This window comes from Pigmentiphaga sp. MLSB6-MA01 (genome assembly GCF_058793475.1).
In genome coordinates, this window is record NZ_JBXAFV010000006.1 from 260,246 (window position 1) to 282,943 (window position 22,698).

General features: G+C 66.8%; 23 protein-coding genes. 12 read left to right on the forward strand and 11 right to left on the reverse strand.

What is annotated here, in order from left to right:
- The first annotated feature begins 43 nt into the window (after positions 1 to 43).
- From AC1Q6E_RS12835 to AC1Q6E_RS12845, 3 genes are all read left to right on the forward strand, one after another.
- Entirely contained in the window at positions 44 to 1,021 is a 978-nt protein-coding gene (locus tag AC1Q6E_RS12835; protein ID WP_296556965.1) for a Bug family tripartite tricarboxylate transporter substrate binding protein, read from the forward strand.
- A 68-nt stretch (positions 1,022 to 1,089) separates the two neighbouring features.
- Complete coding sequence (locus tag AC1Q6E_RS12840) at positions 1,090 to 2,031, forward strand: LysR family transcriptional regulator (RefSeq protein WP_296556963.1); 942 nt, start codon at positions 1,090 to 1,092, stop codon at positions 2,029 to 2,031.
- Between the two features lie 122 nt (positions 2,032 to 2,153).
- Positions 2,154 to 3,143 (forward strand): LysR family transcriptional regulator, encoded by a 990-nt coding sequence (locus AC1Q6E_RS12845; protein WP_296556961.1) that lies wholly within the window; start codon positions 2,154 to 2,156, stop codon positions 3,141 to 3,143.
- A gap of 54 nt (positions 3,144 to 3,197) precedes the next feature.
- Here AC1Q6E_RS12845 and AC1Q6E_RS12850 read toward each other — a convergent pair whose 3' ends face one another.
- The 5 genes from AC1Q6E_RS12850 to AC1Q6E_RS12870 all read right to left on the reverse strand — a co-directional run bounded on the left by AC1Q6E_RS12850 (position 3,198) and on the right by AC1Q6E_RS12870 (position 9,231).
- On the reverse strand, positions 3,198 to 4,352 hold the full coding sequence (locus tag AC1Q6E_RS12850) for a PepSY-associated TM helix domain-containing protein (protein WP_296556959.1): 1,155 nt from the start codon (positions 4,350 to 4,352) through the stop codon (positions 3,198 to 3,200).
- Positions 4,353 to 4,356: 4 nt separating this feature from the next.
- Positions 4,357 to 6,774: a TonB-dependent receptor gene (locus tag AC1Q6E_RS12855; protein WP_296556957.1), complete on the reverse strand. Its 2,418-nt coding sequence runs from the start codon at positions 6,772 to 6,774 to the stop codon at positions 4,357 to 4,359.
- A gap of 203 nt (positions 6,775 to 6,977) precedes the next feature.
- On the reverse strand, positions 6,978 to 7,931 hold the full coding sequence (locus AC1Q6E_RS12860; RefSeq protein WP_492572874.1) for a FecR domain-containing protein: 954 nt from the start codon (positions 7,929 to 7,931) through the stop codon (positions 6,978 to 6,980).
- Positions 7,928 to 8,458 (reverse strand): sigma-70 family RNA polymerase sigma factor, encoded by a 531-nt coding sequence (locus AC1Q6E_RS12865; RefSeq protein ID WP_296556953.1) that lies wholly within the window; start codon positions 8,456 to 8,458, stop codon positions 7,928 to 7,930. The genes AC1Q6E_RS12860 and AC1Q6E_RS12865 overlap by 4 nt, the downstream gene beginning before the upstream one ends.
- A 62-nt stretch (positions 8,459 to 8,520) precedes the next feature.
- Positions 8,521 to 9,231 (reverse strand): GntR family transcriptional regulator, encoded by a 711-nt coding sequence (locus AC1Q6E_RS12870; protein WP_152798667.1) that lies wholly within the window; start codon positions 9,229 to 9,231, stop codon positions 8,521 to 8,523.
- 166 nt (positions 9,232 to 9,397) lie between these two features.
- Between AC1Q6E_RS12870 and AC1Q6E_RS12875 the strand changes: the two genes are divergently transcribed.
- From AC1Q6E_RS12875 to AC1Q6E_RS12885, 3 genes are read left to right on the forward strand one after another with little or no spacing between them, the layout of a single operon-like run.
- Complete coding sequence (locus tag AC1Q6E_RS12875; RefSeq protein WP_296556951.1) at positions 9,398 to 10,489, forward strand: NAD(P)-dependent oxidoreductase; 1,092 nt, start codon at positions 9,398 to 9,400, stop codon at positions 10,487 to 10,489.
- Positions 10,489 to 11,451 (forward strand): Bug family tripartite tricarboxylate transporter substrate binding protein, encoded by a 963-nt coding sequence (locus AC1Q6E_RS12880; RefSeq protein ID WP_152798671.1) that lies wholly within the window; start codon positions 10,489 to 10,491, stop codon positions 11,449 to 11,451. The genes AC1Q6E_RS12875 and AC1Q6E_RS12880 overlap by 1 nt, the downstream gene beginning before the upstream one ends.
- A gap of 10 nt (positions 11,452 to 11,461) precedes the next feature.
- Positions 11,462 to 11,971 carry a cupin domain-containing protein gene (locus tag AC1Q6E_RS12885; RefSeq protein ID WP_296556950.1) on the forward strand — a complete coding sequence of 170 codons (510 nt, stop codon included), beginning with the start codon at positions 11,462 to 11,464 and terminating at the stop codon, positions 11,969 to 11,971.
- Here the strand turns inward: AC1Q6E_RS12885 and AC1Q6E_RS12890 are convergent.
- The gene (locus AC1Q6E_RS12890) at positions 11,968 to 12,651 is read right to left on the reverse strand and encodes a GntR family transcriptional regulator (protein WP_152798673.1); all 684 of its coding nucleotides are present in this window, start codon (positions 12,649 to 12,651) and stop codon (positions 11,968 to 11,970) included. The genes AC1Q6E_RS12885 and AC1Q6E_RS12890 overlap by 4 nt on opposite strands.
- 30 nt (positions 12,652 to 12,681) lie before the next feature.
- The gene (locus tag AC1Q6E_RS12895; protein ID WP_296556949.1) at positions 12,682 to 13,644 is read right to left on the reverse strand and encodes a VOC family protein; all 963 of its coding nucleotides are present in this window, start codon (positions 13,642 to 13,644) and stop codon (positions 12,682 to 12,684) included.
- Between the two features lie 203 nt (positions 13,645 to 13,847).
- Between AC1Q6E_RS12895 and AC1Q6E_RS12900 the strand changes: the two genes are divergently transcribed.
- Genes AC1Q6E_RS12900 through AC1Q6E_RS12920 form a run of 5 tightly spaced genes read left to right on the forward strand, consistent with a single transcriptional unit; the run spans position 13,848 to position 18,072 of the window.
- The gene (locus tag AC1Q6E_RS12900; RefSeq protein WP_296556948.1) at positions 13,848 to 14,702 is read left to right on the forward strand and encodes an alpha/beta fold hydrolase; all 855 of its coding nucleotides are present in this window, start codon (positions 13,848 to 13,850) and stop codon (positions 14,700 to 14,702) included.
- A 40-nt stretch (positions 14,703 to 14,742) separates the two neighbouring features.
- Complete coding sequence (locus tag AC1Q6E_RS12905; RefSeq protein ID WP_492572875.1) at positions 14,743 to 15,705, forward strand: Bug family tripartite tricarboxylate transporter substrate binding protein; 963 nt, start codon at positions 14,743 to 14,745, stop codon at positions 15,703 to 15,705.
- A gap of 32 nt (positions 15,706 to 15,737) precedes the next feature.
- Positions 15,738 to 17,087, forward strand: a complete 1,350-nt coding sequence (locus AC1Q6E_RS12910) for an aromatic ring-hydroxylating oxygenase subunit alpha (RefSeq protein ID WP_296556947.1) — start codon at positions 15,738 to 15,740, stop codon at positions 17,085 to 17,087.
- Positions 17,088 to 17,089: 2 nt separating this feature from the next.
- Complete coding sequence (locus tag AC1Q6E_RS12915) at positions 17,090 to 17,611, forward strand: aromatic-ring-hydroxylating dioxygenase subunit beta (RefSeq protein WP_492572876.1); 522 nt, start codon at positions 17,090 to 17,092, stop codon at positions 17,609 to 17,611.
- Positions 17,612 to 17,661: 50 nt separating this feature from the next.
- Positions 17,662 to 18,072: a RidA family protein gene (locus AC1Q6E_RS12920; protein WP_152792711.1), complete on the forward strand. Its 411-nt coding sequence runs from the start codon at positions 17,662 to 17,664 to the stop codon at positions 18,070 to 18,072.
- Between the two features lie 66 nt (positions 18,073 to 18,138).
- Here AC1Q6E_RS12920 and AC1Q6E_RS12925 read toward each other — a convergent pair whose 3' ends face one another.
- The 4 genes from AC1Q6E_RS12925 to AC1Q6E_RS12940 all read right to left on the reverse strand — a co-directional run bounded on the left by AC1Q6E_RS12925 (position 18,139) and on the right by AC1Q6E_RS12940 (position 21,765).
- A complete protein-coding gene (locus AC1Q6E_RS12925) occupies positions 18,139 to 18,528 on the reverse strand; it encodes a hypothetical protein (protein WP_152792710.1) in 390 nt (129 codons plus the stop codon).
- 8 nt (positions 18,529 to 18,536) lie between these two features.
- Positions 18,537 to 19,928 (reverse strand): dihydroorotase, encoded by a 1,392-nt coding sequence (locus tag AC1Q6E_RS12930; protein WP_152792709.1) that lies wholly within the window; start codon positions 19,926 to 19,928, stop codon positions 18,537 to 18,539.
- A 42-nt stretch (positions 19,929 to 19,970) separates the two neighbouring features.
- Entirely contained in the window at positions 19,971 to 20,723 is a 753-nt protein-coding gene (locus tag AC1Q6E_RS12935) for an IclR family transcriptional regulator (protein ID WP_152792708.1), read from the reverse strand.
- A 64-nt stretch (positions 20,724 to 20,787) separates the two neighbouring features.
- Positions 20,788 to 21,765, reverse strand: a complete 978-nt coding sequence (locus tag AC1Q6E_RS12940) for a Bug family tripartite tricarboxylate transporter substrate binding protein (RefSeq protein ID WP_152792707.1) — start codon at positions 21,763 to 21,765, stop codon at positions 20,788 to 20,790.
- A 173-nt stretch (positions 21,766 to 21,938) separates the two neighbouring features.
- Between AC1Q6E_RS12940 and AC1Q6E_RS12945 the strand changes: the two genes are divergently transcribed.
- Positions 21,939 to 22,682 (forward strand): sulfite exporter TauE/SafE family protein, encoded by a 744-nt coding sequence (locus AC1Q6E_RS12945; protein WP_152792706.1) that lies wholly within the window; start codon positions 21,939 to 21,941, stop codon positions 22,680 to 22,682.
- Positions 22,683 to 22,698 lie beyond the last annotated feature (16 nt).

A 22,698-nucleotide genomic window follows, 5' to 3' on the forward strand; every position in this document is an offset into this window, starting at 1 on the left:
GGCGGCCCGGCCGGTGCCTGATCAATACAGAAGAGAGACAACGATGAAGAGACGAACTTTCATGGCGGGGCTTGCCGCGCTGCCCGCCGCGACCGGGCGATCCTGGGCCGCGAGCGGCGCGTCGTTCCCCAGCCGCCCGATACGCATCCTGGTCGGCTACCAGGCCGGAGGCACGCTCGACCGGCAGGTGCGCTTCGTGGCTGAAGCCTTGCAGGCGAGCATGGGGGTGCCGGTGATCGTGGAGAATCGCCCCGGCGCTTCGGGCAACATCGGCGCCTCGGCGCTCGTGCAGGCGCCGGCCGACGGCTACACCCTGATGCTGGCGGAGAACGCCACGCTGTTTCTCAACCAGCATCTGTTCAAGAACCTGAACTACCAGCCTTACCGGGACTTCCAGTTCATCGGGGCGATGGGCATGTCCTCGTTCGCGCTGGTGGTCAATCCCGCCTTCCCCACGCGGACCCTGGAGGAATTCATCGCCCATTGCCGGGCCCATCCGGGGCAGTTGAACTATGCCTCCGCGGGCGTGACCTCGGCGCAGCGCATCGCGATGGAATTGTTCCTGCACGCCTACGGCCTGGACATGGTGCATGTCGCCTACAACGGCGGGCGCCCCGCGCGGCTCGATCTCATGCGGGGGGCCGTGCAGGCGATGATGGCCGAGCTCTCGGGGGGCCTGGACAACATCCGGTCCGGTCAGATCCGTCCACTGGCGGTGGCCGCGCGAGAGCGGGTGCCCAGTATCCCCGACGTGCCGACCTTCGCCGAGAAAGGCGCCAAGGACGTGGTCTATGTCAGCCTGACCGGTTTTGTCGGGCCCGCCGGCATGCCCGCGGAAATCGTGCACCAACTGAATGCGGAACTGAACAAGGCCTTGAGCGATCGCAAGGTCGAGGGCAAGCTGCGCGAGGACGGCGTGGAGCGGCTGCAGGGGTCGCCCGAGGCTTTCCTGCAGCGGGTGCGGGCCGAGGACCAGCGGAACCTGGCGATACTGCGCGCCTATAATATCCACTCGGAGTGACGCGCCGGTTCAGCGCGCGATCCCGGCGCCCGCTCCATGGCGCAAGGCCGGGCGAGACAGGAGTGGGCGTGGACAAGGGGGAGGCCAGCGGACGGCCGCACCTGGGCAGGGTGGACATGAACCTGCTGCGGGTGTTCGATGCCGTGTACCGGACGGGGAACGTCAGCCGCGCGGCCGAGTTGCTGGGGCTGTCGCAGCCCGCTACCAGCCAGGCCCTGGCCCGCCTGCGAAGGGTCCTGAAGGATGCGCTGTTCGTGCGCACGCACAGCGGCGTCGAGCCGACGCCGAAGGCGCTGCGCCTGGCGAAGGCCGTGCGTGGGGCGATCAGTTCGCTCGAAGATGCCTTGCTGGACCTGGACGGCTTCGATGCGGCCGCCTCGCGCCGGATCTTCCGGCTGCGGCTGTCGGACGCCGGCGAGGCGCTTTTCCTGCCTCCGTTGATCGCCCGCCTGGCCGACTGCGCGCCGCATGTCCGCCTGCAGTGCTACCAGACCGGGCTCGATCGCATCGCGGCCGCGCTGGACGGCGGCCACCTGGATTTCGCCATGGGCGTCCTGCCTGGCGTGACCGGCACGCAAAGCCAGGAGCTGTCGAGGGACCAGCATGTGCTGCTGGTGCGCGCCGGCCACCCCTTGACGCGGCGCGTCCCGGGGCAGGCAGAGGGGCGGCCGCTGCCGCCGCAACTGGCGTTTGTCGTGGCGCGTCCCCATCTTCATGCCATCCATGTACTGCGGTCCCTGGGGATGGAGGACCGGGTCCAGGTCATCGCGACCAATTTTCTTGCCTTGCCGGATATCGTGCGATCGTCGGACCTGGCCGCCCTGGTGCCGGGGGCGATCGCCGAGGCCTTCTTTCTCCGCCATGGGCAATATCACGTCGTCGAATGGCCAGCGTTGAAATCCGACGTGACCGTCACCTTGCACTGGAGCAGGCGCTTCGAGCACGACCCTGCCCACGGCTGGTTCCACGGCATCCTCGACGGGCTGTTCAACGAGATCCGCGGCGGTTGAACCGGGCGGATGCGGTCCGGCCCCATGCCTGCCGTGGATAACACATAGCCGATCGCCGTTATGGCCCGTCGCGGCGCCGGGCGGTACCTTGACGCCATATGTCGTTTCGTCCGAGGGCTCCGATGTCAGAGGTGGTTGATCGTCTTCATGAAATGTCGTTCGGCGTGACCGCCAATCTGCACAAGTGGCACGCGTTCGTCGCGGTCACGGAGCTGGGCAATCTGACGCGGGCGGCGTCGTTGCTCGATCTGGACCAGTCCGTGCTGAGCCGGCGCATCAACAGTCTCGAACGTGATTGCAACGCACGGTTGTTCGTCCGCAACGGGCGGGGGGTGGCGCTGTCCGAGGCGGGCGCGCGCATATTGCCTCATGCGCGGCAGTTGCTGCGGCATGTCATCGAACTGGAGCAGGCCGTTGGCCGCGATCCTGTTCGTCCAGCCACTCCCCGCTCCGAGGAAATCGGCCTGGCCTTGCCGCTCGCCTTGTCCGTCCTGCTGCTCCAGCCCTTGGTGCAGCACGTCCGCCGCTATCATCCCGGCATAAGGCTGAAGGTCATGGACGAGACAAGCGAGTCCGCCGCGGCGGTGCCAGGGCAGGCCCAGCCGGCGCTGTCGGTGGCCTACCGTTGGGGAGGCGCGCATGCGGGCGATCGGGTGCTTGCCCGCATGCAGCCCTATGTCGTCGGCCCCAGGGGGGATGCGTTGACCCGGCAGGCGTCCATTCCGCTGCGGGCCCTGCATCGGCGACCGCTGGCGCTGCCGGGCGTGCGCAGCGGCATGAGGATGGCGCTCGATCGCTTGCTGCGCCGGGATGGCGTGGAGGTGCAATTGCCGGTCGAAGCCGAGGCCGCGGTGACCTTGAAGCGCCTGGTCGAGCGGCATGGGCTGCACACCATATTGCCGCTGCACGTGGTGATGGCGGAGATCAGGGACGGGCGGCTACAGGCCGCGCGGCTGGATGTCGCCGAGATGCCCTGTCTGATCAGCCTGGCCTGCCCCGACGCCATCGCGAGCAAGCCCGCCGCCATCCATGTCGGGAATGCCCTGGCGGGGATCGTCGAGGATCTGGCCGGGCAGGGTATGTGGCAATGGGAATCCGCAGGCAAGCCGTAGGCAGGCATCGGCCTCCTGGACCGGTGCCGCCTGGCGGGGACGGCGATACGCCGTTCAATGGCGGGGCGGGCCGGTCCTCATCCCGTATCGCATCACGCCCACGACGCACAGCAGCGCGATGAGCACCCCGCCCAGCGCGACCAGACCCCGGCCAAGCGTGCCCAGCACCTTGCCCGAGTGGACCGGATACTGCCAGACCAGGAACCGGTCCACGGGCGTGCCGCTGGCATAGCCGAAGCGTCCCGCCAATCCGCCGGTGCGGTCGTCGATGAAGACCTGTTCGTAGCGCACGCGCAAGGCGGATTCGCGCAGGTCCTTTTCCTTGAACGCGACCCGGTACATGCCGCGCGAGGCCAGGTGTCCGAAGTACCAGGGTTCGTAGTCCCGGGTGCCTTCCGGCAGCAGTGCCCGTGCCAGGATCACGCTCTGCCGGGCGCCGATGAGAGGCGCCGGAGAGGGCGCCGCCGCCGGTGCCCGCGTCGCGGCCGGATGCGGGCTGACCGGGCCGAACAGGCCGGCGATCGGCTTGAACACTTCGTTGCCCAGGCCGAGATAGACGCCCGTGAAGGCAATGGGCAGGGCCACCGCCAGTGTCCACAGGCCGATGGTCCGGTGCAGGTCGTTCACCAGCTTCAGCCCGCGCGCCTCCAGGCTCATGCGCCAGGCGGCTCGCCATGGCCGCCCCCGGCGGGTGGGAAAAGTCAGGTACAGGCCCGCCAGCGAAATGAGCAGCCAGGCGACGCTGACCCATCCGAGCAGGCGGCCGCCCCATGGGCCGGGCAGGGCGAGGTTCCGGTGGAAGCGGTTGAGCCAGGGCATCAAATGGGCGCGGTCCCAGTTCCAGGCGCCCCATTTGCGGGTTCCCAGGATGCGGCCGGACGCGGGGTCGACGAACATGCGGTCGAAGCCGGCGGCCGGCCCCACGGCGCCGGGCCGGGCCTCGACCTGGATTTCGCTGGCCCGGCCCGGCGGCGTGTCCAGCGGCAGTTGCGTCACCCGGATGCGGCCATCCTGGGCTTCGATCCGCGCCATCAGCGTGTCGACGGGCAAGGCGGGGCGCGTATCCCCGGTCTTGAACAGCGCCGGGTTCAGCCAGGCATCCAGTTCGTGTTCGAAGGCGATCAGGCTGCCCGTCAGGGCCGTGACGGCGACGAACAGGGCGATGGCCAGGCCGCACCAGCGGTGCAGCCCCCGGAGGAGCGTTCTCACCGGGTTACCAGGTGTGGGCGTAGCTGATTCTCAGGACCGTGCCCGCGGCGGGCAGGTGACTGGTGTTGTTATTGTTGCGCAGGAGCTGGCTGTAGAGCGGGTAGTAGTGGCGGTTGAACAGGTTCTCGATGCCCAGCGAAACCCGGTTCCTGGCATCGATGCGCCAGTGGCTGACCAGGTCCACCGTGGCATAGCCCTTGGCGTCGTAGCGTCCGAAGCTGGTCTGGCCGTTCAGGCGGTAATCCCTGGATGCATACGAGGTCACCTGGATCCGGTGGCTCCAGCTGCTGTCGGGGCGGTACTCGGCATAGGCCGTCAGTTTCAGCGGCGGGATCCGGTAGCCGGTCATGTCCTGGTAGCTGCTCGCGTTCTGGGGAAGTTCCCGGCCCTTCATCCAGGTGAAGCTGCCCCCCGCGCTCCAGCGGTCATCGTCGCTGAAGTAGTCGAGGCTGGCTTCCACGCCATGGATCTTTTCCTTGGTTCTCAGCAAGGTCAGTCCGTTGTTGAAGCTCTGCACCGCTCCCAGATCGGACCGCGACTGGAAGACGCTCAGGCTCGTCCTCACGTTCTCGAAGCGGCCGCGCCAACCCAGTTCATAAGTATCGGTCTTGATGGGTTTCAGGTTGGAGTTGCCGATGTTGAAGCCGGGCGAGGCATTGCGCAGGACGACGCCGATGTCCGGCAGCTCGAAGCCCTGGCTGTACGACGCGTAGAACTCCTGGCCCTTGACCGGGGTGAAGACGGAGCCCAGGTTGAAGGTCCAGGCACCGTAGTTCACCGCGCCTCCCGCCACGGATTGAGGATTGGCCGCGCGCGATTGCGACAGGGGCGTGAAGTCGTTGAAGCTGGCCCGGGACCGCTCGTAGCGGGCGCCGCCTTCGACGGACCAGCGGTCGTTGAACTTGTGCTGCGCCTGGGCGAACGCGCCCAGGCTGCGCGTCGTGAGCGGCGGCATGTACATCAGCCGGCCGGTCTTGTTGAAGACCAGGCCGCCGCTGGCGTCATAGGCCGCCGGGTCGAAGATGTCGAGCGGCATGTCGGTCCGCTCGTGATTGAAGTCCGCGCCCCAGACCAGCAAGGTGTTCTTGTCCTGGCCCAGGGGGGTCTTGACGGTCAAGCGTCCGCCGAAGACCGTCGAGTCTTGCATGGCCTGGTCGATGTTGCCGCCGCGAACGGGAACGGCGCGCGCGTCGAAGGGCGCGAAGCGCGTGAAGAAATCCCGGTAGTAGAGCTGGGCGGCGAGCGTGCTGCCGGCCAGGTTCTTGTTTTCGTAGTCCAGCCCCAGGATGGTGTTCTGGATCTGGTTCTGGTTGTCGAGCTGGAGCCCCTTGACCGGTCTTGCCGGCACGGATCCGGGGGGCAGCTTGGCGACCGACGGGTCCGACGCGTATTTCGTATCCTGCCTGGCATCGTAGCGGCTGGCCGACAGTTGCAGCCGCTGATCCTCGGCCAGCTTGAATCCCACCTTGGCCGTCGCGTTGTAGATATTGGAGTCGAACATGTCGCCCTGGCTGGGCTCCGGAGCAATGCGGTGTCCTTTCCCGTCGAAGGAGGCGCCTACGTGCCGCGCGCCCAGGCTCACGGAGTAGTCGACGACGTCGCCGCCTCCCGACAGGTAATGCTGCACCTCGCCGCCCAGTCCCGCCCCGCCCAGCCTGGACAGCGGCGTCACGCCGCCGACGATGGTTTCCGCCTTGGTTTCGCCCGCCGGGCGCTTGGTGCGGATGGAGACGATGCCACCGGCGGCGCCGCTTCCATAGATCGCGCTGCTGCCTCGAAGGACTTCGATCTGCTCGATGTCGGCGGGATTGATGTTGGCGAGATTCCGGGACGAGTCGCGATTGGTGTTGAGCGGAACGCCGTCGACCAGGACCAGCATGTTGCGGCCGCGCAGGGTCTGGCCGTAGTCCGTGATGGTATGGCTGGAGTCCGCCATGCCGGGGACGGCCTTGCTCAGCATCGTGGCCAGGCTGTCCGAGCCTTGCCGAAGCTGCTGGATTTCTTCGCCGTCCAGGAGCGTGACCTGCCTGGCGGGCGCGGTGAGATTATTCTGCGTGCGGGCGCTCACGGTGATCGCGGCGAGCTGCGTCGTCTCCGCGGTGGCGGCCGTGCCTTCCGCGGTCCGCACGCCGGGAACGGGTTCCAGGGCGTAGTTGCCTTCCCCCAATGGCCGCAACCGCAGGCCGCTTTGCTCCAGCAGCCGGGCAAAACCGTTTTCGACGGAGAACGTGCCGGACAGGCCGGGGGTGGCCATGCCGCGCAACTGGGCCGAATCGACGCTGAGGTTGACGCCGGCCTGGGCCGCGAACTGCATCAAGGCGGGCGCGAGCGGACCGGGGGGAATGCGGTAGGCCTTCTGGACCTGGCCGGAGGCGGGCGTGGCGGCCAGCGCGGATTGTCCATGGAAGGCCAGGGCGCTCATCCCGAGCACGGCCGCCAAGGCTCCCCGGGCGGCTGGCGCGGGGGATCGCAGGAGACTGTGGCGTGTAGCGGGTCGCGTGTGGCGGGCGCGGTGTCGGGGCATGTCGTGGAATCCTCGTGACTGTCGTGGGCCGGTGAAGGGAGGCTCAGTGGATATGACAGGCGAGATTCAAAAACCGGACAGGGGGCGGGATGGGGGAGCGCCTAGCGGCGGGTCACCCTGATCCAGTAGCGGGTCCGCGCCTCGGTCCGCACGGGAAGCGTCTGGGCCAGGAGGTCCAGGACGCGGGTCGTGTCATTCAATTGGAAGGTTCCGGACACCCGCAAGTCCGCGACCTCCGGGGCGCACTGCAGGATGCCGGGCCGGTAGCGGCCCAGTTCGGCAAGAAAGTCTTCGAGCCGCATGTCCTGCGCATAGAGCACGCCGTGGGTCCACGCATCCGCTTCGGACGGGAGCGCCGCCAAGGGGCGGACCGCATGGCTGTCGAATTCGGCCCGTTCTCCCGCCTGGACGACGGTGCTCCGCGGCGATCGGGCGGGGGTGATCCTGACCGCTCCGTCGAGCACCGACAGCGTGGTGCCTTGCTCGTGCATGCGGACGAGGAAGCGCGTGCCCAGGGCCTGCATGTCGCCGTCGCCGGTCTGGACGATGAAGGGCTGGTCCGCATGCCGGGCGGACCGCGCGGTCTCCACCAGGATCTCTCCGGCGTGCTGCCGGACCCGCCGGGAGACACCGTCGAAGTCCGCGCTGATGGCCGAGGCCGTGTTCAGCAGGATCCGGCTGCCATCGGCCAGGGTGACCGACCGGCGTTCCCCGGTGGCGGTCTTGAATTCGGCATGCCAGGCTTGCCATGGAAGGCTGCGGTAAACCAGCCAACCCAGCGCCGGCGTGACGATCGTCAGCGTGGCCGTCTTGAGGAGCCGCCTGCGGCCGGCCGCGCGGCGGGGCCGGTCCAGCACGGCCATGCCCATCGGCGCGGGCAGGGCGTTCATCCGTTCCTTCAATCGCTCGGCCTGTTGCCACACGTGCTCGTGGACGGCGCTCTGGCCGCGCCAGCGCAGCAGTTCCGCCCGCTCCGCGTCGCTGAAGTCGGATGCATGCCGGCGCGCGAGCCAATGCGCGGCTTCGTCCAGGATGCGCGCGTCGACGGCGGTCATGGGCCGCAGGCCAGCATGATCCGCAGGCATTGCTTGAAGCCCTGCGCCATGTAGCGGGTGACCGTGCGCACGCTGACCTGCATGTGCGCGGCGATTTGTTCGTAGGACAGGCCTTCCAGCTGGGACAGCAGGAAGGCCGTGCGGGCCTTGGCCGGCAGCGTATCCAGCAGCGCGTCGAGTTCCTCCAGCGTTTCCAGCAGGATCGCCCGGGCCTCCACCGACGGCACGGTGTTCTCGGGCAGCAGGTGCAGGGATGCCAGGTAGGCCTGTTGCAGCGACTGGCGTTCGAGGTGGTTGACGACCAGGCGTTTGGCCACGGTCGTCAGGTAGGCCCTGGGCTCCCGGATGTCCTGGATGGCCTGCGTCCTGGCGCCCGCCCAGATGCGGGTGAAGGTGTCCTGGGCGATGTCCGCGGCGTCGGCGCGATTTCCCAGCTTTCTTTGCAGCCAGGCGACCAGCCACTGGCTGTGCTGGGTGTAGAGGCTGCCGAGCGCTTGACTGGCGGCACTGTCGGCAGGTCGGGACACGCGTTCCCCCTAAAGGGTCAAGGAAATCCTCCTATTTTTGCACAAAATGATATCGATTCGCATTATTGTTCTTGCAGGGCGGCCAGCAGGATGGCGGCTTCGTCCTTTTCCTCCGTGCCGGCCTGCCGCCACCCATCGAGGATCGCATCGCGCTGCCAGCTGATGTGCCGGCGCAAGGCCTGGGTCAACCCGTCCCGGTCGCGCGCCTTGTAGAGCCGCACCAGTTGCCGGTGTTCTTCCTGGGCGTTGCCCTGGCCGGGGTCATACGTGAAATACAGGCTGCGCAGCCAGGTCACGTATTTCGACCAGTCGTTGGCCACGCGTTGCAGTTGCTGGTTCCGGCAATCCGCGCGCAGCGCTTCGTGGAAGGCATGCAGGACGGGGGACTCCGGGGTGGGGGATTGTTCGAGCCGGTGCAGCAGGGCCTCGATGCGGCGGATCGCGTCGGCGTCGCTGCGCAGGCTCGATTCGTACAGCCGCTCGCTTTCCAGCAGCACCCAGACGTCGAAGCAATCGACGATGAAGGCCTCGGTCGGGACGCTGACGCGGCGATCCCGCATCGTGCCTCGCTCGGCAAGTCCCACGCGTTCGAGTTCGCTGATGGCTTCGCGCACGGGCGAGCGGCTGACGCCGAAGCGCGAGGAAAGCACGTCCTCGGCCAGCCGGGTGCCGGGTTGCAGGCGGCCCTGGATGATGGCGGTTTCCAGGGACTCGTAGATCTCTCTGGAAAGATTCTTGCGCGGGGGAAGGGTGCCAGTATCGAGCTTGAGCATGGGTCGGCTGAATTCAAAATACCTGGAAAAGTATAGCGACTGCCTCACCGCAAGGGGTCGACCCGCGATTTTTCCTGGTGGAAACCCCTAGGTAATTGGCATTTCTCGTTTTGTATTTTGAATGCAAAATTCATTTCGTGATCAGCCATTCCACCGAGAGCGTCATATGGCCGCCCGTCATCCCACCGTGTTCCTGGCTCATGACTACATGCTGTCCGAAGTGCTGGACCAGATCGCCGCGGGGCTGGCCGAGCGGCGGGTGCGGGTGGTGCGCGGCCCGGTCACGGCGCCCGGCCCCAAGCTTGTCTATGACGTGCCGGACATGCGGGCCCGATTGCGGGACGTGGAGGTGGCGGTATTCAGTTCCCGTTCGGTCTGCGGGCCGGAACTCATGGATGTCATGCCCAGGCTGCGCGGCATCGTGAATCCCACGGTGGGCCTGGAGACGGTGGACGTCGGGGCCGCGACGGCGCGGGGGATCCTGGTCGGCCATGCCGCCACGCTACAGAACCGCACGGCGCTGGCCGAGGCCACGGTCATGCTGATCCTGATGCAGCTCTATCAGCCGGATCGGGCGCGCGAAGTCATGGACGGCCGCCGGCCCCGGCCCCGCGCCCTGCTGGCCGAGCGTTGGGCCCGCATCCTGGCCGGCCGGACGGTGGGCCTGGTCGGGTTCGGCCGCATCGGCAGGGAGGTCGCCCGCCGCCTGGCGGGATTCGGCGTGCGGGTCCTGGCCTGTGGACGCCCCGGCGCGCCGCCTCCGGATGACCTGCCGGACCATGTGGCGTTCGTGGCCCTGGACGAGCTGCTGGCCGGCAGCGACATCGTGAGTCTGCACGTCACGCCGGCCTCCGGGGCGAGGCCGGTGATGGGCGCGCGGGAGTTCGCGCTGATGAAGCCGGGGGCCCGCTTGATCAACACCGCGCGCGGGCAGGCCGTGGACGAGGGGGCATTGTGCGAGGCCTTGTCTTCCGGGCGGCTGGGCGGCGCCGCGCTGGACACGTTCGAGGTCGAGCCGCTGCCGGCGGACAGCCCGCTCTGGACGCTGGACAACGTCTATCTGACGCCGCACCTGGTTGCCCAGACCTATGACGGGCTGAGCGTCTTGCCTGGCACCGCGCTCGAGAACATCGACCGCCTGCTGCGCGGGGAGCTGCCCCTGTATTGCAAGAATCCAGAGGCGGAGCCCGCGTGGCGGCGGCGCCTGGATGCCATGGCGGGCCCGGAGATGGCCGGGTCGTTTATCGAGGAGCGATGATGAAACGGGTGTTCGGATGGATGGCGGTGCTGGCAGGCGTGGCGTGGGGCGGCAATGCGCTCGCCGGCGCCGCGGCTTACCCGGGCAAGCCCATACGCCTCATCTTCCCGTGGGCGCCGGGGTCGGTCATCGATGCGCTGACGCGTTCGATGGCCGAGGGGATGGCGGCCCGGCTGGGGCAGCCGGTCGTGGTCGAGTCGCGGGCAGGGGCCAATGGCATGATCGCCGCCCAGCAGCTCATCGCGGCGGCGCCCGACGGCCATACGCTGATGATGGGCAACGAAGGCTCGTTCGGCATCAATACGGTCAGGCCGAACGCCACCTACGATGCGCGCCGGGATTTCACGCCCGTCGCGCACGTGGCCACCACGCCGCTTTTCATCGTCGTCCATCCGGCGTCCCCCTATCGTTCTCTGGCGGACCTGATCGCGGCCGCGCGCAAGCCCGGCGCGCGCGTCAGCTACGGCAGCATAGGCGTGGGCTCGAGTTCGCATCTGGCCATAGAGAAAATCTCGCTCGCCAGCGGCACGCCGTTCATCCACGTTCCCTACAAGGGCAGCGCCGAGGTCATCACCAGCATCCAGGGCGGGCATGTGACCTTCGCCTACAACGGCGGACTCATGAACGTGCACGAGGGGCGCGTCCGCGCGCTCGCGGTCGGGTCGGCGCGGCGTTATGCCGGGGCCCCGGACGTGCCCACCGTCAGGGAGACCCTGGGCGGCGATTACGATGAAATGGCCTGGTTCGGCCTGGTGGCGCCGCGCGGGACGCCGGCGGCGATCGTCGAGCGCCTGAACGCGGTGGTCGTGGAGACCCTGTCGCAGCCGGCTTTCAAGGAAAAATTCAGCGCACTGGGTTTCGATCCCGCGCCCGGGTCCGCGGCGATGCTGGCCGGAAAGATCGATCGTTCCGTGTCGGGAACCGCACAGATCATCCGCCAGGCAAACATTCAACTCGATTAGGGGAGTCCGCATGAGCCAGCAGGGGAATGCCGCAGCGCCCGCCTTCAGCCAGAGCAACGCCGATCTCGTCCGTATGCTGTCCGAGCTCGAGAAGCCCGGCGTGCCATCCTTCTTCAAGCTGAGCGGCCAGTTGCCGGCCCAGGGAAGAACCGATACGCCCATTGCCGCCAGCGATCGCATGGCCGTCGTGCTGAAGTCCTACGCGGCAACGGGCGAGAACGAACTGCACGCCCATCCCAACGAAGACCATGTGTTCTTCGTGCTGCAGGGGCAGGCCACCTTCCATGGTCCCCATGGGGAAATACGCATGATCGGCCTGCACGAGGGCGTCATGCTGCCCCACGGGACGTTCTATTGGTTCAAGGCCACCAGCGAGGAGCCGCTCGTCATGATCCGTGTCGGGTGCGCGGTCGGCGATGCGCCGCGGCAGGGGCGCGTCGGGATCGACGGCCTGCCCATGGATGGCCATTCGGCCGCCAACAAGGAGGTGCCGGTGATTTTGTCGGGCCGGTGCTTCTAGCGCTTCTGGCGCAGGCCGCTCAAGAGCCGGCGCGCGGTTTCCTCGACGTGCCCGCGGCTGAGCGTGGCCAGCCCGTGGGCGTCTCCGGCCTTGAAGGCCTCGAAGATTTCCCGGTGTTCGCGCAGTGCCTGCGCGACATCGCCGGTCAGCCGCATTTCCATGCGGACGTAGGCTTCGACGGTGTCGCGCAAGGTGTCGGCGATGTTGGCGAGGCGCTTGCGGCGGCTGGCGTGCACCAGCCGCGAATGGAAGTCGCGGTTGAGGCTGGCCCACTGGCTGTCATAATCGGGGGAGCGTGAGGCCAGTGCTTCCATCTGCAGGAGCAGTTGCTCGACGGTATCGATGTCGTCCTGGGTGCGGGCGCGCGCCGCGATGGTCGCGGCGTGTTCCTCGATGACCATCCGCAGTTCGAAGATCTCGACGATCTCGTCCTGCTGGAGTTCCGTGACCGCATAGCCGCGCCGGGGGCGCAGCACGATCAGGCCGTCGGTTTCCAGCCGCCCCATCGCTTCGCGCACGGGCACGCGGCTGACGTTGAAAAGCTTCGCGATTTCTTCCTGCCGCAGGACGGCGCCGGGCTTGAGCGTTCCATCCAGGATGTTGACGCGCAACTGCTTGTAGATGATTTCCGGCAGCGGCAGGCGTGAGTCGCCGGGGGCGAGCAGCGGGAGGGAGTCCATGGACGGATTGTATTCAAAAACGATCCGGCCCTATCCGATGTGCGCCAGGCCCAGGGGCTCCAGGCAGGTATCGGCGCGTGATGCGTAGAGTTCGACCATGAAGCCGTCGGGGTCGGCCAGGAGCACGGCCTCCCGGTCCTCGTGGACGACGTGCCGCCCCATGGCGGGTACCCGCCCGTCGGCCAGGCGCCGGGAAAAGCCCGCGGGGTCGACCATGAGCGAGAACATGCGGAACCCGGTTTTCTGCCCGGCCCCGACCTCGGTAAGGCGCAGGTCGGGGCGGCCGGTGCTGCCGCCGAAGATGGCGGATCGAAAAGGGGACGCGGTTTCGGCAAGCAGCCGGAATCCCGCGATCTCCAGCATGAAACGCATCATCTCGTCGTAGCGGTGCGTCGCCAGCGAGGCGCCCGTCACGTGGCGGGTGGGCATCTCGGACGGGGCGGGCCGGCGCAGGTTCGGGGCCGGGTTGTAGTTGGGCGTGGTCGAGCGCTCGCTGGCAAGCGGATCCCAGCGGCTGGTGACCAGGTCGTCATGGTCCAGGTTGAACACGCTTTCCCAGTCTTTCATGGAGTCGGCGTAGAACTCGTGCACGTTGCCATCGGGGTCCGGGACGTACACGGCATGCGAAATGATGTGGTCATACAGGGCTTGGGGCGCCATGCCGGCGGCGCGCATGCGTTCGTAGGCCTGCACGAGCGCGGCCTGGTTCTCCATTTCCCAGCCCAGGTGGTTCAGGCCGGGCTGCCGGCCGCGGGTGGACTGGATCTGCACGTGGCCGTCCCGGCCATGGCGATCCTGCCCGCGCGAGATCTCGATCAATCCAAGGTCGTGATGGGTGTTGCCGTTAGACAGGAAACCGGCGCCGATGGCGCTTTCCATCCTGACACGTGCCAGGCCGCAATGCCGTTCATAGAAGGACAGGGAGGCTTCGAGATCGGAGACGTACAGGTTGACGTGACCGAGCCGACGCGGCCTGAAGGCGACTTTTTCCATGCTGGGGTCCTTGTCTCGATTGAGTGCGAAGCACCGTCTTTTTTGATTGTGTTCTGAATACAATATTTTTGTCAATGGCGATAAGAAAATCAAGAAAGGCAGATGGCATGCCAGAGATTTACTGGGTTGCTAAGGGAAAACACGAGCGTTGACGTCAAAATATTTTGTATTCAAAATCTTCAAAACGTCATCGAGAGGGAAGCATGAAAGCGGTATTTCTCGATTTGCACGGCCTGCGGACCCGCTATCTGATCGCGGGCGGCGGACCGCTGCTGATGCTCATTCATCCGGTCGGCTATCCGGCGGAGATCTTTGCCCGGAACATCGACGAACTGGCGCGCGATTACACCGTGGTCGCGCCGGATCTGCCCGGGCAGGGGCATAGCGCGGCACCCGCCGGGTGGACGGACGCGCCCCAGGTATTGATGGCGGATCAGGTGCTGGCGCTGGCCGCGCATCTGGGGTTCGACCGTCTTGCCGTCATGGGGAGTTCGCTGGGAGGCCTGGTGGCGGCCCGCGCCGCGTTGCAGGCCCCCCGGCGCGTCACGGCGCTGGTGTTGACCGGCACGGGATCGGTCTTCAATGAACCCGCCGGCCAGCCGGAGGTGCTCAAGACTGTCTACGCGAACGGCTCGCGCGCCTATGCCGAACCGTCCCTGCCATCGCTGCGCGCGCGGATCGCGAACACCTGCTTCCGCCCCCCGGCGGCCGACGACATCCTGCTGGCGCACATGACGGCCTATGCGCTGCCCGGCGCCGCCGAGGCCTACCGGGACATCATGGCCCGGCTCGTCCGCTCGATGGGCGAGGGCGAGGCCCTGGCCTTTCCCCATCTGGAAGCCATCGAGGCGCGCACGTTGGTGATCGCCGGGCGCGACGATACGCGCACCTCGCTCGCCGCCCATCGCGAAGGGGCGGCCCGCATGCGCGACGCAGCGGTTCTGTGCTTCGACGAGTGCGGCCATTTGCCGTTCCTGGAGCATCCGCGGCGGTTCAACGAAGCCGTGTCGCGCTTTCTGGCGGAAAGCGCGGCCGGTGAACGTGTCCGCGGCCGATGAACGGCGACCTGTCGCCGGCAACCACAGTGAAGAGGTTGGGATGAAAAAGAGATTGCTCGCTTGTCTGGCCGCCAGCGTGGCGGCCATGTCGCACCCGGGGCCCGCCGCGGCGGCTTATCCCGAGTGCATGGTGACCCTGGTGGTGGGCGCCGCGCCGGGATCGTCCGGCGACATGCTGGCGCGCCTGGTGGCGCAGCGGCTGACCGAGAAATGGAAACAGAGCGTCGTCGTCGAGAACCGGACCGGAGCCAGCGGACTGTTGGCGGCCAACCAGGTGCTGGGCGCGCCGCCCAACGGCTATACGCTGTACATGTCCAACGACAGTACGGCCATCAACCCGACCATGATGAAGACGCCGCCGCCCGATCCCCGCGTGGTTTTCGCCCCGATCAGCCTGCTGGCCCTGATCGACTTCAAGCTGGTCGTCAATGCCGCGACGCCGGTCCAGACCGTCCCCGAACTGATCGCCTACCTGAAAGCCGCGCCGGGCAAGTATTCCTATGCCTCGTCCGGACCGAAGACGCCGCATCATCTGATGGCTGAACTGTTCAAGCACCAGGCGCAGGTGGATGTCCTGCACGTTCCCTATCGCGGGACCGCGCCGGCGATCACCGCCGTCCTGTCGAACAGCTCGCTGTACGCGTTCTCCGGCTTTCCCGCCGTGGACGGCCAGATCAAGGCCGGGCAACTGCGGGCGCTGGCGACCACCGGCGACAAGCGCAATCCCGGCACGCCCGATCTGCCGACCGTGGGCGAGACGCTGCAAGGGTTCTCGGCCGCGTCCTGGTGGGCGATGTTCGTGCGGGCCGAGGTTCCGGCCGACATCCAGGCGAGATTGGCGGCCGACGTGGGAGGCGTCATCGCCGACCCCCTGGTCAGCCAGCGCATGCGCGACTCCGGGCTGGAGCCGGTGGGGGGCGACCCGGCTCATCTGAAGCGTTTCCTGGATGCGGAGATCGGCAAATGGGCACGCCTGCCCGAAGGCCTGATCGACAAGGATTGAAGTATCAACGAGGTTCAATCAAGGAGGAAACCATGCAGACGGCCGCGCCGCTGCGCCCGGTACCCGCCGCGGATGTCGATCCGACGGACGTGGGGCAACTGGTGCGCGAAGACCGGGTCCATGCCCGGGTGTATACCGATCCCGCCATCTTCGACATGGAGATGGAACGGATCTTCGAGCGGGCCTGGATCTTCATGGCCCATGAAAGCCAGATCCCCAACGCCGGCGATTTCGTGACCTCGCGCATAGGCCGGCATCCGGTCATCGTGGTGCGCGACGGCAAGGGGCAGGTCCACGTGCTCTACAACCGCTGCCCCCACCGCGGCGCCATCCTGTGCCGCGAGCCCGAGGGCAACGTCCATCATTTCGCCTGCCCCTACCATGGCTGGAGCTTCCGGACCAACGGCGACAACACGGGCATTCCGTTCCGCTCGGCCTATCCCGAGTCCTTCCTGAAGGACGAGAACCTGTCCATGGCCCACGTGGAGCGGGTCGAGAACTACCGCGGATTCATCTTCGCCAGCGTGGCGCGGCAGGGGCCGTCGCTGGTGGCGTTCATCGGGCCGCTCAAGGATGGCCTGGACAACCTGCTGGATCGCTCGCCCAGCGGCGAGATCGAGGTCTCGGCGGGGGTGCACCAGTACGCCTACAAGGGCAACTGGAAGATGCAGATGGAGAACGGCCTGGACGAATACCACCCGCCGTTCTCGCATGCCTCGACCGTCAAGCCCGATGGCCAGCAGGTCCAGCGCTCGTACGGCGCCAAGGGTGGATTCAAGGTACTGACCAGCAGCGATCCCAACCAGGAGAACGCGCGTTCGCACTACGACCATGGCGAGGTGCACGGCGCGCGCTACGGGCAGGCCTACCTGACCATCCCCGACGCTACGCGGCGCAGCGAACTCGACGATCCGGACTATCGGCGCCTGCTGGCCGAGCGCCATGGCGAGGAGAAGGCGCGGGCCCTGATCGAGAGCAGCAACATGAGCAACGCGGTGTTCTACCCCAGCGTGATCATGCGGGTGACCGGCAACATGCACATCCGCGTCGTGCGGCCGATTTCGGTGGGGCTGACCGAGGTGCTGGTCTGGCCCATCCAGATCAAGGGCGTGGCCGACGGCATCAACCAGGGCATCGTCCGCTACGCCAATGTCCATGTCTCGGTCAGCTCGTTCGTGCAGACCGACGACCTGGAGGTGTTCGAGCGCGTGTACGAAGGCCTGCAGGCGGGCAGGCCCGACTGGGTCATGCTGGCGCGGGGCGTGGGGCAGGATTGGGACGGGCCCTATCCGGACGAGAAAGTGGGCCTGGCGACCTGGGAAACCGGCATGCGCGCGCAATTCCGCTATTGGAAGGAACAGATGACGGAGGCCGGACGATGAACATGGCGACTTCTCCCGCGGCGGAGGCCCCATCCGCCATCCCGCTCCGGTTGTCCGCGGCGCCGGCGGCGATCGTGGCCTTGCTCATGCACGAGGCCGATCTGCTGGACGAGCGGGCCCTGGAGGCCTGGCTGGGGCTGTTCACGCAGGATGCGCTGTACTGGGTGCCGGCCGACCATGGCGACAGCGATCCGTTGCGGCGGGTCTCGCTGTTCTACGACGACCGCTCGATCATGGAGGACCGGGTGTGGCGGCTCGGACATCCGAAGATGTTCTCGCAGAATCCTCCCGCCCGGCAGGTGCGCGTGTTGTCCACGCCCATGGTCGAGGCGTGCGGCCCGGACACGATGTCGGTGCGGACCAAGTTCGTGATGTTCGAGCACCGGCTGCGCGAACAGCGCACCTTCGGCGGCGTCTACCTGCACGAGCTGGTCAGGTTGCAGGAGGAATGGATGATCCGGCGCAAGGTCGTGCACCTCGTGAATCGCGACACGGTGCTGTGGAACATCGGCGTGCCGATCTGAACATGCAAAAAGGGGCCCCGCGCGGGGCCGCCGCAAACCAAGGAGAGAAGATGGCTGAAGTCCGCTATGAGAACCCCAAGGGGACGGCCCCGGCCCAGGGGTTGTATTCGCATGCCGGCGTGGCGAACGGTGGCCGTATCGCCTTCATCGCCGGACAGCTGTCCGTGGACGCGGGCGGGGCGGTGGTGGGAAAGCACGACTTCGCCGCCCAGTTCGGGCAGGTATTCAAGAATCTCGGGGATGTGCTCGCGGGCATGGGCGTCGGCTTCGACCGGGTGGCGAAGTTCACGACCTACCTGGTCCACAGCCAGGACATCGATGCCTTCATGGTCCTGCGCAAGGAGCTGTTTCCGTCGTTGTTCAAGGATGGCGTCTATCCGCCCAACACCTTGCTGATGATCGATCGCCTGGTGAAGGAAGACTTCCTGATCGAGGTGGAGGCCGTCGCGGTGCTGGATTGAGTCCCCCGGGGGGGGCAGGCTGTCCGTTCGCCGTCCTTCGTGCATGGCGGCGAACGGACGCCAGGGTCAGGTCGCCATGCGTGCGAACGCGGAGGAGCCGGCCGCCGGCCCTTGCAGGACCGGGGGACGCGGGTTGTCGGCCTCCTCCATTTCCAGGAGCCCCGCCAGATGGACCTCTTGCACGCAATCGCACTGGCCGGTGGCGACGCGCGCCCGTGCGTACCAGGTCTTGACGTCCTGCCCCATCGCCTCCATCAGCTTGCGCCGGACATCGCGCTCCGACCAGTCCGACATCAGCCAGGCCAGCATGGCCTCGTCCAGCAGCAACCCACCCAGTTGCTCGGACGTGATATCCAGCTCCAGGCAGCGCCGGCGGGCATCGGACAGGATCGCCACCGCGCTGGCCATGCCAGTGGCGGGTCGGGTTTCACGCACAGGCTTTGAATCTTCCATCATGTTCTCCTTCAGACGGTCGCCGCGACGGTGTTGCGCAAGAAGCGGCCCGCGCCCGGCTCACCGGAGACGACACCATCCTGCATCACGATGCGGCCGCCGCAGATCGTCATCACGACGCGGCCCGAGTAAGCACGGCCGGAGTAGGGCGACCACTTGACCTTGGTGTAGCACTCTTCGTCTGTCAGGACGCCGGCGCGGGCCATGTCGATGACCGCGATGTCCGCGTCGGCGCCGGGCTGCAGGACGCCCTTGCGGGGGTGCAGCCCCAGCAGCCTTGCCGGGTTCACGGACATGGTGTCGACCAGGGTTTTCAGCGTGAGGCGTCCCTGGCTGACCAGGGTAAGCATGACCGCGCTGACGTGATCGAGCTGAGGATTGCCGAAGGGGATGCTCCAGGCGTCCTGCCATCCCGGTTCGAGTTCTTCGCGGGTGTGCGGCGCATGATCCGTGGCCAGCACGGTGACCAGCCCGCGGCCCAGGCAATCGAGCAGCGCATCGCGATGCGCCAGCGGCAACCCATAGGGCGTGGACAGCGGTCCCAGCCGGGCCATGTCTTCCTCGCCCAGCAGCATGTATTTGGGATTCACCTCGGAGGAGACCGGGACGCCTTCGCCGGCCGCCTCCTGGATCATGCGCAGGCTGCGTTCCGTGCGCACATGGAGAATGTGGGTGCGGGCGGAGGACGCGCGGCTCATTTCGATCAGCGTGGAGATCGCGGTATGGTCCCCCACGAAGTTCTCGCCGAAATACGCTTCGAGGAAATCCCGGGGGCCGGTCGTGCCGGCTGCCCAGCGTTTCCGGGATTCGTGCGTGAACAACTGCTGGTTCTGCGGATGCACGGCGCAATAGACGCCCAGGTCGCGCGCCAGCCGCAGCGTGTCGTAGAGTTCCCCGGCGTCGCCCGTGAACAGCTCGGGATCGTGGGGGTAGTGGGATTTCGGATCCGCCACCATGAAGATCTTCACCCCGATGGCGCCTTCCTCGACCATGCCCGGGATTTCGGCCAGGTTGGTCGCGCCGGCGTAGAGGGCGTAGTCGACCAGGGCGCGTTCACCGACCGAGTCGCGCTTGGCGCGGAAACGGTCGCGCGTCAGGAGGGCGGGCTTGTTGTTCGGCATGTCGACGACCGTCGTGACGCCTCCGGCCGCCGCCGCCTGGGTGCCGGTCCAGAAGTCTTCCTTGTAGGTCAGTCCCGGGTCGCGGAAATGGACGTGGGTGTCGATGAAGCCCGGCACCAGGATCTTGCCCCGCATGTCCAGGGTGCGGCGGGCGGCGGGCGCCCAACCCTCCGCGGACAGAAACGCGATGCTTCCGTCTTCGATGCCTACCGACGCTTCCACCAGATTGCCGTTCGAATAGACCGATCCGCCGACAAGTAGCAGGTCCACGACTTTGCTCATCCACTTCTCTCCAACTCAAGCGCGGGACATCGACTTGCCCGCTTATGTCACACCGGCGTTTACGCAGCCCAGGTCGCCGGATATCCTGGCTGCCGCGGCAGCGACACACGCGCCCAGACGGGCCGTGGCTTCGCCGCTCATTCGCGTTTCGGCGCCCCAGACACAAATGGCGCCTGTCACCTTGCTTTGCGCGTTGTAGATGGGCGCCGCGATTCCCCAGATGCCGGGCCGCCACTCGCCGCGATTGATGGCATACCCGTGTTCCCGCGCGTAGGCCATTTCGTCTTCCATCGCCGCCTGGCTGGTGATGGTGGACGAGGTGTAGGCCTCGAGCGGATAGGCCAGCGCCGCGGCGACCTCCGGCGAGAAAGCCAGTACGGCCTTGCCTCCGGACACCGCGTGGATCGGCACGCGGCTGCCGACCACCGTGGTAGCCCGAAGCGGCTGTGCGCTTTCCGCCTTGTCGACGCATACGACGGAAAGCTTTTCCGGAACCAGCAGTTGCACCGACTCATTGACCTGGGCACACAACTGGCGCACCACGGGCTTGGCGACGTCGATTAGGTCGAGGCTGGCCACCCTGCGCGATCCCAGTTCCCACATCTTGAGCGACAGCTGATACGCGGACGCTTCGTTCTGGCTCACATAGCCCAAGGTCAGCAGGGTACGGAGCAGGCGATGGACGTTGGCCTTGGTCATGTCCACTTCCGCGGCCAGTTCCGTCACGCCGCGCGGGCGATCCGAATTCGACAGTGTTTCCAGAATCGACAGCGCCTTGACTACGGTCTTATCCATGTTTCCCTATATCAAATGTTGATACGAGGGACATATTATTGGAATGAAAAGGTCCGGGCAAACCTCATTCCAGCTTCAGTTTGATGGCGCGCGCGACGGCTCCGAAACTCTGCACCTCGCGATCGATGGTCTTTTTCACGATTTCCGGCGTGTTCGCGTCCGTCGGGGCCTGGCCTCCCAGTTCCTGCAGGCGCTTGGCGATTTCCGGTTCGGCCAGGATCTCGTTGACCAGCGTGTTCAGGCTGTGCACCGTCGCCGAAGGGGTGGCCGCCGGCGCGAACAGGCCGAACCAGAGGTCCAGGTCCACGCCGTGTATCCCCGATTCTTCCAGCGTGGGGACGTCGGGCATGCGGGCGGACCGTTCCTTGCTCAACACCGCCAGCGGCCGCAGCTTGCCGGCGGCGAGAAAGCTCCGGGCGTCGGCGGCGCTTTGCAGGCCCCACTGGACGTCGCCGCGGACCATCGCGTAGAGCGTGTCCTGGGAGCCCTTGTAGGGGACGTGGTTGAAATGGGTGCCGGCCTGCTGGTTGATCAGTTCAGAGACCAGGTGCGAGAGCGCGCCTATGCCCGACGAGCCGTAGGACGGTGCCGGCTGCTTGTTGCGCCCGTCCGCCAGCAACTGGCCCAGGGACTGGTACGGCGAGTCCGTGCCGACCATGACCATGAACGGTGAACGGTAGGCGATCGCCACCGGGGCGAGGTCGCTGGTCTTGTATCCGACATTGGGATTGACGTTCGGGATGATCGTGATCGGACCGGTGACCGTCAGCAGCAGGGTGTAGCCATCGGCGGGCGCCTTGGCCACCAGCGCCGCGCCGATCGCGCCCCCCGCGCCGACGCGGGTCTCGACCACCACGGGCTGGCCCGTGCGTTCGGTGATCCGTTTGGAAAGCAGGCGGGCCACCGAGTCGGTGCCGCCGCCGGGGGCGAAGGGCACGACGAGACGGATCGGCTTGTTGGGAAAACCTTCCGCGTGGACGGCGGCCAGCGGTGCCGCCAACCCCCAGTACAGCACTGCCAGCTTCAAGAGATGCTTGGACACTTGCTTACTCCCTTTCTTGTCTTGGTCGTATCAATATTCAATACAACGTATAAAATGCTGATACGAATCGTAGAACAAGAAAACCGGCGTGGTCAAGCGTTCCCGCGACGGGGGCTATACTCCCCGGCGAAAAAAAGAACCGTAATACAACGGTTCCCACTGGGGGAGCAGCCATGACGGCTGGAATTTTCGCCATCGTCAGCTTGTTGACCGTGTTCGCCTCGTTCCTGTCGGGCGTGTTCGGCATGGCGGGCGGCATGGTGCTGATGGGCGCATTGCTGTTGCTGATGCCGGTCACGGCGGCCATGGTCGTGCAAAGCGTGGCCTTGCTGGCGTCGAACGCCTGGCGCGCGGTGCTGTGGCGCGCTCATACCGATTGGCGGATCGTGGGGCGGTTCGCCATGGGGGCCGCCGTCGCCTTCGCGCTGATGTTCAGCGTCCGGTTCGTTCCTAGCCGCAGCCTGGCGCTGATCGTCCTGGGGCTGAGTCCCTTCATCGCGCTGGCCGTGCCGGCCCGCCTGGCGCCTCAGGCAGAGCGGCGCATGGCCGCCGAGATATGCGGCTTCGTGTGCCAGGTCATGCACCTGCTGAGTGGCGTCACGGGGCCGCTGCTGGATATCTTCTTCGTGCGCTCGACCGGCATGGATCGCCGGACCGTGGTGGCGACGAAGGCGACCTGCCAGGTGCTGGGGCATACCTCCAAGCTGGCGTATTTCGGCGGCGCGCTGGGCGCGGCCGAACTGTCGGCGCAGTGGTGGCACTGGGGGGTGCTGATCGGATGCGCCGTCGCCGGCACGTCATTGAGCCGGGCCGTGCTGGAACGCATCACCGACGCGCAGTTCCGCCGCTGGACCCGGACGATCGTGCTGGGCATCGGAACCGTCTATCTGATCCAGGGCGTGGCTTCCATGATGTAGCCGGTGGCGCGCCGCC